This window comes from candidate division WOR-3 bacterium (genome assembly GCA_016926475.1).
In the GTDB taxonomy this organism is placed as follows: Bacteria; SDB-A; SDB-A; order SDB-A; family SDB-A; genus JAFGIG01.
The window spans coordinates 59,125-69,909 of the sequence record JAFGON010000023.1; the positions used below are offsets into that span (position 1 = coordinate 59,125).

Below are 10,785 nucleotides of genomic sequence, written 5' to 3' on the forward strand. Positions count from 1 at the left end.
TTGTATATCATTATTCCAACAATGGCAAGGAGAGACGATGAAAAAAGAGATGTTTTTATTGGCTTTGGTTTGTTTTTTTTTCAACGGATGCACCAAAAATACAGACGAGATTGTCACGGCTGCAAAACAAAAACCATCCGACAACTACACGTGCTTTGTTCTTTCTTTACCCGACAGCTGCAACTGTCTTAAAAACGGAAAATATATCATGCCCTTGGATCATTCGGAAGTGACGGAAGGAGCTTACTCCAGTTTATCTCTTAATTTCAATTCTGTTTTGGAATCAGATCAAACGGTTTATTTCGATTTAATGCTTCCAGCCACCGAGAAATTTTCTGTTTTTGTCGGAATGTGCACTCCCCTGGGGTGTATCCTGGACTGTGAAAAGCCAGAAAGTTCGTTTTCAATCTCTGAAGACGAATACACGAACCTGAAAACTTTATACGGCGATCCATTATCTCCTTCTATGACAGTCACCATCGTTAAAGGAGTGGATACGTTGGAAAAGGTTGTTTTCGACAAATTCAGAATTGCAATAGACTCCTTCTCCGTCGAAAGCACGCTGGTAACTCTCCGTTCCAGCCATGTCGAGCTTTCAAGCTCTTCGGACCCGGAATTGCGTTTGGAGGGCGAGATCTACATCTCCGGACAGGAACCCGCACAGACAATGGTAGAGCAGTGAACATGCGGTTAATGCGTTTTCTGCTTCTGCTTTTGACTTTTAGCTGTTCGGTAAAAAACAGCACGGTCTTTGACCAGTCTTTTAACCGAGACACTGTTTCCCTGTGTTTCAGACAAAAATTTTCTATCGTTCTTCCATCAAACCCTACAACGGGATACAAATGGGGGATAGACTCCTCAAAAAGCGGATTTTTTTCACTGGAAAGCGCACTCTTCGTGCAGAATAACAGTGGTGTTCTAGGTTCAGGGGGCAGAGAAATTTTCTTTTTCCAGGCGCCGGAAGAAAATTTATCCAGGCTATCAATGGTTTACAAGCGCGACTGGGAGGAAAAACCGGGGATTGACTCTTTTGTGCTTTTCTTTAAACTGCAAACGGTTTTTTAGAGAAAATCAAAGGTTGTGCTTGATAATTTTCCCCTGAAAAATGAAAACCACTTCTTCGGAAATGTTTGTTGAGAGGTCGGCTATTCTTTCGAGATCGTGCGTTATGTTAATCATTTTCAGGGCTCTTTCTATGCTCGCTGGATCCGACAGCATTATATCTATTAGTTCTTTAATTATTTTATCTTTTCTATCGTCAACTTCGTCGTCTTTCGCGCAGACCTCCCTCGCGAGAGAGATGTCTTCTCTTATAAAGGCTTTGATGCTGTTTTTGAACATGAAAAGGACGTCTTCTTTCATCTTTTCCAAATCGTCGTAGTCTTTTAGCTTTGGTTTATCCACCAAAAAAAGCGCGTGCTGGGCAATGTTGACAGCGTGATCCCCTATTCTCTCGAGATCGCTGTTCATTTCCATTATCATCAAAACTTTTCTCAGGTCAGATGCTTTTGGGCTGAACTGGGCTATTGTTTGAGCGCCAAACTCTTCGATTTCTACGTCTTTGAGATTCGCTTGTTTCTCGAGGTTTTCTATGACTTCTTTCAAAATCGCGGTGTTGATGCTCGTGAGACCAGAAAAGCTCTTCACTATCATCAGTTCTATTAGAGAAGAAAACGAAATAATTTTCTCGTGAAGCGTTTCAATTTTTTCATGTAACATTTAATCTCCTCAACTGAATTTCCCCGTCAAATATTCTTCCGTTATTTTATTGTCGGGAGAAGTGAACATTTTCTCTGTGTTTCCGAATTCAACCAATTCTCCCACGTAGAAAAAAGCAGTGTAGTCTGAAACCCTCGCCGCTTGAGACATGTTATGGGTGACAAGTATAAGAGTGACATATTCTTTCAATTCTACTATGAGTTCTTCAATTTTTGAAGTCGCTTTTGGATCCAGGGCGGACGTCGGCTCGTCCAGCAATAATATTTCGGGTTTCAGCGCCAAAGATCTCGCTATACATAGCCTTTGCTGTTGACCTCCAGAGAGAAAAGTCCCCCTTTTGTGGAATTTATCCTTTACTTCGTCCCAAAGAGCCGCCTTTCTCAGAGAATCTTCTACTATCGAATCTCTGTCGGATCTTGAAAGTTTTATTCCTCCCAGTTTATACCCGGCAATGACATTGTCATATATATTCATTGTGGGAAAGGGGTTGGGTTTTTGAAAGACCATTCCGATTTTTCTGCGAAGCCCTATCGGGTCCAGAGAGTGGATTTCCTGTCCTCTCAAAAATATCTCACCCTCCCATCTTATCTCCCTGTCCAGCTCATGCATTCTGTTTATAGCCCTTAAAAACGTGGTTTTGCCGCATCCCGAAGGACCCATGATCGCAGTCACTTTATTCGGGGGTATTTCGACATTGATTTTGTTTAGAGCTTTTGCTTCTCCGTAGTAAAGCGAAAAGTCAACGCTTTTTAAAACTGAACTTTCCATTTTTTCGATATTCCTGTCGCGATAAAGTTGACCAGCAATACAAACACAATTAAAAACAAAGAAGCTCCCCACGCTATATCATGCCAATCTTTGTACGGACTTGTCGCGTACCTGTATATCAGCAACGGAAGAGCGTTCACCGGTTTAAAAATATTGTAGTTCATGAATTGGTTGCCAAAAGCCGTGAAAAGAAGAGGGGCTGTCTCCCCTGCTATTCTCGACACACCCAAGAGAATTCCCGTCATTATGCCGCTGAGGCTTATTGGCAGAACAACTCCGAGAATGGTCCTGTAATAAGGGACCCCAAGAGACATGGAAGCTTCTTTTAACGTAGGATTGACCATTCCGACGGTTTCTTCAGTTGCTTTGATGACCAGGGGCAGCATCATAATGGAAAGGGCAACCGACCCCGCAAAAGCGGAAAACATGCCTTTGAGCGGTTTGACTACCCAGATGTAGGCGATTATACCCATTATTATCGATGGAACTCCTTGAAGGACTTCAACCCAGGACCTGATCCAGAAAGCCAGATGTTTTCCCTTGTTTTCAGCGAGAAATACACCGCACAAAATTCCCACGGGGACCGATAGGATCAAAGTCAGCCCAATCAAAAGCAGAGTCCCGATTATGGCGTTAGAAATACCTCCCCCTTCTTGTCCCACCGGAGCCGGAAGAGAAAGTAAAAAATCGATATTGATTACCGACAATCCTTTTTTGACGACGAAAAATATTATCAGTAAAAGAGGAACTACCGTAGCCAGAGAAAACACTATTACGCTTGTCTTGAAAAAAATGTTTTCAGCTTTTCTGAATGAAAAGGATTTTTGCTTCATCTGGAATTCGACCTGTCTGTTTTTTTAATTATGAATCTCCCCGCAAAATTAATAATTGTGGTGAGCAGAATAAGCAAAAGCCCCATCTCGATTAGCGCGGATTGATGTATGCCGCTTGACTCGTTGAATTCAAGGGCAATAATGCTCGACATTGTATTTCCAGGTGAAAACAATGTTTTATGTATTTGAAAAATTGACCCGAGAGTTTTAGGAAGAGAATTCAGGTTTCCGATGACAAGCGTAACCGCCATGGTCTCTCCCAGCGCTCTTCCGAGAGCGAGCAGCAGCCCCGCGACAATTCCGGATCTAGCGTAGGGAAAAACAATATTCTTAATAACTTCAAATCGAGTCGCTCCGAGAGAATAACCAGCTTCCTTTAATTCCTTAGGAACCAGGTGCAGTATTTCCCTTATCAACGAAGCAGAGTAGGGAATAATCATTATCGCCAAGACCAAAGACGCGGCCATTATGCCCACTCCATAAGGGGGTATTCCAATCTTCAATTCAATGTTTCTTATGATTGGGACTATCAGGTTAAAACCCCAAAACCCGTATATGACTGATGGAATGCCAGAAAGCAGTTCAACTGTGCTTTTTAAAAAAGCCGGAATAAAACCGTTTCTGTAGTATTCCCCCAGCAAAAGCGCGGTTGAAAACGAGAAAGGAATTGACAATGCCAAAGACAAAAAAGAAGTCACGATCGTGCCAAATAAAAATGGAATCGCGCCAAGCTCAATTGCACTGCCGTTCCAAACTGTTTGAGGGTTCCAGTTTGATCTCGTCAAAAAGGAAAATCCCAGAGACTTGATTGAGGGAAAAGCGCCGATAGACAAAGTCAGGAAAATTCCGCCAATAAGAAAAAAAATCAGCAGTCCTGAAACAAAGAGAATGCCCCTGAAAATTTTATCGTTCATTTTTTAGTCAAGTCTCCGGGGTTTTCCCTTAATACAGTTACATCAAGGGTTTTCCGCCGTAATTGATGGATTTAATTAGTGTCTCAATGTCCCCTATGGCGTCTTGCGGCAGTGGAGCGTAATGAAGCTCTTCACAGTAAACCTGTCCTTCGTGGGTCATCCACCATATCAAATTCACAATCTCTTTAGCCAATTCTTCGCTTCTTCCGCCGTAATTCTGGTCTTTGTAGAGAATGAGCCATGTTAAACCGCTGATTGGGTATCCTTCCGGTGCATCAGTGTCGGTCAGGGAAACTATCATGTCAGCCGGTAAATCTATCGCGGCGGCGGAACTGACGGAGGCGATTGAAGGCGTAATGAAATTTCCGCTTTTGTTCCTGACAGATGCGACTGGCATAGAATTGCTCAGAGCGTATATCAACTCTGTGTAACCGACGGCTCCCGGGGTAGAACTTATCTGTCCTGCGACGCCAGGGTTCCCGTTCGCGCCGATTCCTACAGGCCATTCCAGGGATTTTCCTGCCCCCACTTTATCCGCCCACTCAGGGCTGACTTTTGTCAAGTAATCACTGAAAATATGTGTCGTTCCGCTTCCATCTGATCTATGGACGACGATTATTTCCATATCAGGCAGAGATATTTCCGGATTTATTTCGGTGATTTTCGGGTCGTTCCACTTTACAATATTTCCGAGAAATATATCCGCTATAACTTGGTCAGTCAGTTTCAACGGAGGATTGTCCGGAAGGTTGTAAGAGACAACTACCGCTCCGAGCACCGTGGGAATATGTACGATTTCTGCGCCTGCCTTTTCAAAATCATCCGCTTTCATCGGCGCATCTGTTCCGCCGAAATCCACGGTCTTTTCTATTAGCTGGTTTATTCCGCCTCCAGAACCGATCGCGTTGTAGTTTACTTTAGGCCCTCTAATTTTCGCGTATTCATCAAACATTTTTGAATAAAGAGGGAAAGGGAAAGTAGCCCCTGCCGCCATGATGTCCATCTCGACAAGCTCAACTTGGGAAGAATCGTCTGTGGTCTGCTGCTGGGGTTTTTGGCTGCAGCCGATCAAAAGCGCCGCGAAAATCATGACAATGGCAAGAATTTTCTTGTTTTTCATACTTTTTCTCCTTATTAAAAAAGTTTAAGGGGGAAGATTCCCTCCCCCTGTTTCCAGACCTGTGCTTTAAACCTCTTTATGACGAAACTTTTGTGTCAAAAGCCCATTTTATTTGGAAGAGAAACTTGTTTGTTGAAGTGTAGTCTTCCATTTCGTAGCTTTCTATCATAAACTCAGCGCCTACGTCAACTTTGTTCTTGCTGTCTTTGAAGGCTGTCCAGTTTATACCGCCGAATATTCTGTTCCATCCGTCATCATCGGTGTCGGTGTTCGGATCAAACTGATCGTATCTGGCGTAGATGTCAATGGCGTTTTTTGTCATGGGTTTGAGGTGCAAAACAGGATATACCGCAAATCCCATTGAATTGACTGCATCATCTGCACCCGCGGCCGTGTAACTTCTGCCGTAGTAAACAGCTCCGAGACCGAAATAAGGATGGTTGAAATTCAAAGCTGCATGGTAGAGGTTTTCTTTATCGTATTCGTCGTCCGCGTTGGGATCACCGGGGTTATCCATGACAAAAGACCCGCCGAAGTTGACCATCGGGATGGGTTTCACGTTAGCGGCTACGCCGAACATCATCTTTGTGTTCAGATCGCTTCCTGTCTTTTTATACCCTTCTCCATTTATCGCCGTAACAGCCCAGTCAAAATATTGAAGGTTTCCTATAGTGGCGAAACCATAATCGGCAGAAGCATGCAATCCTTCCAAATCGAACAATCTCGGTGAAATCGTCGGGCATCCTGCTTTAGCCACTCCTTCTTCGCCGAAGACATTCGATATAAGACCGAATTGCATCTTATGATAGTCGATAAGGTTTGAAAGCTGAACGTATCCTTTTTTCAACCTCACCGTGGCTCCCTCGGCGTATTTTTTGCTGCTGAAAAAATCGAGTGTAAAAGCTCCTGAGAGATAGTCGTTATATTTGGCCGAGAGAATAACGTACCCTCTTTCGATGCTGAAATACATGTCTGTGATTTCAGCGTCGCCTGTGTCGTCTGGCGCCGACTGCACAAGAGTAAACCTATCTCTTACTTCCATACCGAGGTTAAGACCAAACCCCTGAAGAGCTGAAAAGAGACCAAGCATTGCTACAAGACCGATAAAAACAGTTTTTTTCGAGTTCACAGATCCTCCTTTTCGTTAATTATGTTTTGTTTCTCGTCAAAAACGATAGAACTTTATGGCCGGAGAGTTAATTTAGAATAATTGAAATGTTAATATTAGGTTAATTTTTTAGCTCTGGAAAACTGACAAAAAAAGTCGTACCTTCTCCCTTTTCGCTTTCAAAGTTGACGTATGCGCTGTGCCTATCCGCAATATTTTTCACAATGGAAAGTCCAAGACCTGTCCCACCCGCTTCTCTTGATCTCGACTTATCTATTGTGAAAAATCTTGAAAATATCTCTTTTGAATATTTTTCGGGTATTCCTATTCCTGTGTCTTTTACCGCGAGAACGACAAGACCATTTCTCTTTTCAATAGAAATCGTGACTTCTCCGCCGTTTTTGTTGTATTTAACAGCGTTGTCGACAAGGTTCATAATCATTTGCCCGAGAAGAAAATTGTCTCCAAAAACAAACGCTTCATCTTCAGGAAATGAAGTCTTAAATTCGATTTGCTTGCTTTTGGCTTTTTGCTCAAAAGCTGCGACCATTTCTTGAGCAATAAATTTCAGGTCGGTTTTTCCAAAATCATAGAGAAAACCGGGATCGTCCGTTTTGGTCAAAAGCAGAAGGTCGCTGACAAGATTGTTCAACCTGACAAGGTTATTTTTAATTATTGAGAAAAATTTCTTTTTGTTTTCCTCCGATTCGCCTTCGAGAATCTCAAAAAACCCGTTTATTATAGAAAGAGGTGTTTTAAGTTCGTGCGCCGTGCTGACGATAAATCTGTTTTGTCTTTCCTTTGTCTTTATTCTCTCTGATATGTCATGAGCGATCAATAAAAACAGCTTCATTCCGTCAAACGAAACTTTATCAACAGTCGTATCGCAGTATAATCCGTTGATTTCCATTTCGGCGTTCAAAGAAGAATCTGTTTTATCCGCCTGCGATATCATGTTGAAAAGTTCTTCCTTTCCAAAAACTTCTCTGTAATAGGTTCCTGTTATTTTTTCTGACGGGTCTTTAGAAAAAAATTTTTCCGCGGCGCTGTTGCAAAGAACAATCTTTCCGGAAGTGTCTATGGCCATGGCATAGGAAGGAAGAATCTCAATAATTTTTCCTAAAACCTCGATATAATCTTTTTTCTCATTTCTCCTTCCTGAGAGCAAATCCGAGATTTTTAAACGCTCCTCTCCTAAAAGAGCGATCTCCTTTTCGCTGAGAATTATTCCCCTTTCATTTTCAGCCGCTCTTTCAATCAGCCGTTTTATAGAATCGAAAGTTTTCAAGATATCCGAATTGCTCCCTGCAATAGAGAATAGAGAAAAAAACATTAGAACAGCTAAAAAAATAAGGATTATGTATTTTGTATTTTCTAATTTTTGAGTTTCAACCGAACCTTCGACAACCATAACTCCTAAAAGATTTCCACTTAAAATAATCGGCAAGGACAAAGAGGAAGAGTATTCTTTTTCGATATAACCGAATTTTTTGTCCTCTTTATCGGAAGCGGCTATCAAACCTTGAAAAAAAACGCTTTCGCTTGTTCTGCCGGGAAAACTGTCTTTTTGAACTTTTGAATCGGCGAGAAGTTCCCCGTCCGGGCCGTAAAGAGAATACCTGAAATCCTGTCCGCCGAAGATTCCTTTGAACAGGCTGTCCTCATCTGATAAAGGCTTCTCGCTTAAGATTTTTGTCGACAATAACTGGGCGTCTTCCGCTGCTTTTAGAAGTGTTTGAATTCTCTCTTCTCTCTGAACATCGTTGAAAACCTTTATCGTCATGACAGCGCAAAACAAAAAAACAAAAGTCACCAACAACGCGGGATAAAAAGAGAATCTGAAGATTCTCTTAACTTGTTTCGAATTTATACCCTATTCCTCTCACTGCTTTGATGTTTTTACCGTATTTTCCAATCTTTTCTCTGATCTTGACTATGTGAACATCTATGGTTCTGTCAATTACAATCTTTTCAGAGCCCCATAATTTCTCAAGAATTGAATCCCTGCTGAAAACCCTGTCCGGTTTTGACGCGAGTATTTCAAGAATCCTGAACTCTGTGACCGTCAGGTCAACATTTTTTCCATCTACTTGAACGGTGAATTTTTCCCTGTCAATTACCAAGCCTCTGTAATCAATTGTCTTTTTTTCTTCTTCGCTTTCTCTTTCATAAGTCCTTCTCATAACAGATTTTACTCTTGAAATGAGCTCTTTGACGCTGAAAGGTTTGACGACATAATCATCTGCTCCGAGCTCCAGTCCCAAAACCTTGTCTGTTTCTGTGTCTTTCGCGGTGAGTATAATTATGGGTAAATTTTTTGTCTGGGGATTTGATCTTACCTTTTTGCATATCTCTATGCCGCTCAACCCTGGGAGCATAATGTCGAGAATTACGAGGTCCGGTCGATTTTTCGACAGATAATTCATAAAGGAAATCCCGTCCGTAAAACTTTCTGTCGAAAAATTGTCTTTTTTTAAACTGTACGTGATCAATTCAACTATGTCAGGTTCATCGTCAACGACGGCTACCAATTTTTGATTTGGCATTTCACCTCCAAATAAAAATGATCTTTATGATTGATTCATTTTAGTATACATTATATAGAGTACTCGAATAAGTAAAATTTTAGGAGGACCCATGTGGTTAACCTGGATATGGTTTTTATCAGCGGCTGCGTTCTTTGTTGGGGAAATTTTCACAGCGGGTTTCTTTTTGAGTTGTTTTGGTATTGGAGCGACGGCAGCTGGAATAGTGACCTTGTTCAACTTTCATCCTATCTGGCAATGGGTGGCTTTTGTGGTCTTCTCGGCTATTTCATTCGCTTTTGCAAGGAAATTCTCCGAAAAAGTGACAAAAAAACAGCCCAAAGGAATAGGCGCGGACAGGTTGATAGGGGTTAAAGGCATTGTAATTGAAAAAATCGACAATCTCGAAGGTAAAGGTCTGACAAAAGTTGAAAATGAAGTTTGGAAAGCCGTGTCGAAAAACGATGAGGTTATTGAAGAAGGAACAGAAATAGAAGTAGTCGATAAACAGGGTGTAAGCTTATTGGTAAAACCGTTTAAAAAAGGAGAATGATATGAACATGCTTCCTCTAATAATTTTCGCGGCAATTATTATCTTCTTTTTCGCCGCGACATCTCTTAAAATTGTCAGACCCTGGGAAAAAGGGCTTGTGGAGAGATTTGGAAGATATCAGAGAACAGTCAGCAGCGGACTCAACTTTGTATTTCCGTTCATAGAAAAGCTGAGAAGGATAGACCTCAGAGAACAAGTTGTAGATGTTCCTCCTCAATCTGTAATTACAAAAGACAATGTAGTTGTTGAAGTTGATGCTGTGGTCTACTATGAAGTGACAGATCCCGTTAAGGTCGCTTACAACGTGGCAAATTTTTATTTAGCTGCCACAAAATTAGCCCAGACAAACCTAAGAAATCTAATCGGTGATCTCGCCCTGGACGAGTCCCTGACTTCAAGAGAAGTCATCAACACAAAATTGAGGTTGATTCTTGACGAGGCCACAGACAAATGGGGGACAAAAGTAACAAGAGTAGAATTGCAGAGAATCGAACCGCCTTCAGAAGTAGTTGATTCGATGCACCGCCAGATGAAAGCCGAAAGAGAGAGAAGGGCGATGATTCTTGAAGCCGAAGGCCATAAACAGTCTGTAATACTCAAAGCCGAGGGAGACGCTGAATCAATTAAAAAAGTCGCCGACGCCCAAAAATATCAAAAGATCACAGTAGCTCAGGGAGAAGCCGAATCAATTTTCATAGTTTTTGACTCAATCCATAAGGGAAACCCGACAAACGACCTTCTCGCTTTTAAATACCTCGAAGCACTTGCGACGATTTCAAACGGAACCGCTACAAAAATTTTCATGCCATACGACTCTTCCGCTTTTCTCGGGTCTATAGCTTCTGTAGGGGAGTTGTTTAAAAAATAGTTTTTACTGTTTTTGCATTTTCCATGTTCTCTTTGTGCGGGGGCGAAGCTCCTCTTCGAGGTTGCTTTTTTTGTAACTTTGGGATTCTTTTTTGAGAAATGAATTTACACCTCGAAGAAAGAGTAAATTACTTTAATGACTTCTTCTTTATCTTAGCATTTCAGGACCAGAGCTTTATTCCTCTTCTCGGCAGAAATTACTGCCTTTATCATATAGCAATCGTTTAAGTAAAAAACTCCCTTTTTACTTTTGGTCTTTTTTTAAGAAATTATTCTTGGAAAAATCCAGGCGAAGCTCGCTCAGAGAGCGAGCTTCATCCCTTACAAATCTGAAAGTATTCTTTACCTTACAACAACTATCTTGTTGGCGTCGGTGAA

At 41.7% G+C, this 10,785-nt stretch carries 12 protein-coding genes; 4 read left to right on the forward strand and 8 right to left on the reverse strand.

Annotated elements, in window-relative coordinates; translation table 11 throughout:
• Positions 1 to 37 precede the first annotated feature (37 nt).
• Together JXA84_02385 and JXA84_02390 are read left to right on the forward strand one after the other, a co-directional pair.
• Positions 38 to 682, forward strand: coding sequence for a hypothetical protein (locus JXA84_02385; GenBank protein ID MBN1150050.1), 645 nt, complete (start codon positions 38 to 40; stop codon positions 680 to 682).
• A 2-nt stretch (positions 683 to 684) separates the two neighbouring features.
• Complete coding sequence (locus JXA84_02390) at positions 685 to 1,065, forward strand: protease inhibitor I42 family protein (protein MBN1150051.1); 381 nt, start codon at positions 685 to 687, stop codon at positions 1,063 to 1,065.
• A 6-nt stretch (positions 1,066 to 1,071) separates the two neighbouring features.
• Here the strand turns inward: JXA84_02390 and phoU are convergent, their stop codons facing one another.
• From phoU to JXA84_02430, 8 genes are all read right to left on the reverse strand, one after another.
• A complete protein-coding gene (gene phoU, locus JXA84_02395; GenBank protein ID MBN1150052.1) occupies positions 1,072 to 1,719 on the reverse strand; it encodes a phosphate signaling complex protein PhoU in 648 nt (215 codons plus the stop codon).
• A 9-nt stretch (positions 1,720 to 1,728) separates the two neighbouring features.
• The gene (gene pstB, locus JXA84_02400; GenBank protein MBN1150053.1) at positions 1,729 to 2,487 is read right to left on the reverse strand and encodes a phosphate ABC transporter ATP-binding protein; all 759 of its coding nucleotides are present in this window, start codon (positions 2,485 to 2,487) and stop codon (positions 1,729 to 1,731) included.
• The gene (gene pstA, locus JXA84_02405) at positions 2,469 to 3,320 is read right to left on the reverse strand and encodes a phosphate ABC transporter permease PstA (protein ID MBN1150054.1); all 852 of its coding nucleotides are present in this window, start codon (positions 3,318 to 3,320) and stop codon (positions 2,469 to 2,471) included. The genes pstB and pstA overlap by 19 nt, the downstream gene beginning before the upstream one ends.
• Positions 3,317 to 4,234, reverse strand: coding sequence for a phosphate ABC transporter permease subunit PstC (gene pstC, locus JXA84_02410; protein ID MBN1150055.1), 918 nt, complete (start codon positions 4,232 to 4,234; stop codon positions 3,317 to 3,319). The genes pstA and pstC overlap by 4 nt, the downstream gene beginning before the upstream one ends.
• Positions 4,235 to 4,271: 37 nt before the next feature.
• Positions 4,272 to 5,354 (reverse strand): phosphate ABC transporter substrate-binding protein PstS, encoded by a 1,083-nt coding sequence (gene pstS / locus JXA84_02415; GenBank protein MBN1150056.1) that lies wholly within the window; start codon positions 5,352 to 5,354, stop codon positions 4,272 to 4,274.
• A 76-nt stretch (positions 5,355 to 5,430) separates the two neighbouring features.
• Positions 5,431 to 6,483, reverse strand: coding sequence for a hypothetical protein (locus tag JXA84_02420; protein ID MBN1150057.1), 1,053 nt, complete (start codon positions 6,481 to 6,483; stop codon positions 5,431 to 5,433).
• 100 nt (positions 6,484 to 6,583) lie between these two features.
• Positions 6,584 to 8,245, reverse strand: a complete 1,662-nt coding sequence (locus JXA84_02425; GenBank protein MBN1150058.1) for a PAS domain-containing protein — start codon at positions 8,243 to 8,245, stop codon at positions 6,584 to 6,586.
• Between the two features lie 67 nt (positions 8,246 to 8,312).
• Positions 8,313 to 9,008: a response regulator transcription factor gene (locus JXA84_02430; protein ID MBN1150059.1), complete on the reverse strand. Its 696-nt coding sequence runs from the start codon at positions 9,006 to 9,008 to the stop codon at positions 8,313 to 8,315.
• 91 nt (positions 9,009 to 9,099) lie between these two features.
• On the opposite strand from JXA84_02430, the gene JXA84_02435 reads away from it, so the two are divergent.
• Both JXA84_02435 and JXA84_02440 read left to right on the forward strand, forming a co-directional pair.
• On the forward strand, positions 9,100 to 9,540 hold the full coding sequence (locus JXA84_02435; protein MBN1150060.1) for an NfeD family protein: 441 nt from the start codon (positions 9,100 to 9,102) through the stop codon (positions 9,538 to 9,540).
• A gap of 7 nt (positions 9,541 to 9,547) precedes the next feature.
• Positions 9,548 to 10,408 (forward strand): SPFH/Band 7/PHB domain protein, encoded by an 861-nt coding sequence (locus JXA84_02440; GenBank protein ID MBN1150061.1) that lies wholly within the window; start codon positions 9,548 to 9,550, stop codon positions 10,406 to 10,408.
• The last annotated feature ends 377 nt before the right edge of the window (positions 10,409 to 10,785 follow it).

Bases quoted from the DNA above. Each gene is read 5' to 3' on its own strand.
- pstS (MBN1150056.1), bottom strand. From the start codon at position 5,354: ATGAAAAACAAGAAAATTCTTGCCATTGTCATGATTTTCGCGGCGCTT.
- pstA (MBN1150054.1), bottom strand. From the start codon at position 3,320: ATGAAGCAAAAATCCTTTTCATTCAGAAAAGCTGAAAACATTTTTTTC.
- pstC (MBN1150055.1), bottom strand. From the start codon at position 4,234: ATGAACGATAAAATTTTCAGGGGCATTCTCTTTGTTTCAGGACTGCTG.
- JXA84_02435 (MBN1150060.1), top strand. From the start codon at position 9,100: ATGTGGTTAACCTGGATATGGTTTTTATCAGCGGCTGCGTTCTTTGTT.
- JXA84_02425 (MBN1150058.1), bottom strand. From the start codon at position 8,245: ATGACGATAAAGGTTTTCAACGATGTTCAGAGAGAAGAGAGAATTCAA.
- JXA84_02430 (MBN1150059.1), bottom strand. From the start codon at position 9,008: ATGCCAAATCAAAAATTGGTAGCCGTCGTTGACGATGAACCTGACATA.
- JXA84_02385 (MBN1150050.1), top strand. From the start codon at position 38: ATGAAAAAAGAGATGTTTTTATTGGCTTTGGTTTGTTTTTTTTTCAAC.
- pstB (MBN1150053.1), bottom strand. From the start codon at position 2,487: ATGGAAAGTTCAGTTTTAAAAAGCGTTGACTTTTCGCTTTACTACGGA.
- JXA84_02390 (MBN1150051.1), top strand. From the start codon at position 685: ATGCGGTTAATGCGTTTTCTGCTTCTGCTTTTGACTTTTAGCTGTTCG.
- JXA84_02440 (MBN1150061.1), top strand. From the start codon at position 9,548: ATGCTTCCTCTAATAATTTTCGCGGCAATTATTATCTTCTTTTTCGCC.
- phoU (MBN1150052.1), bottom strand. From the start codon at position 1,719: ATGTTACATGAAAAAATTGAAACGCTTCACGAGAAAATTATTTCGTTT.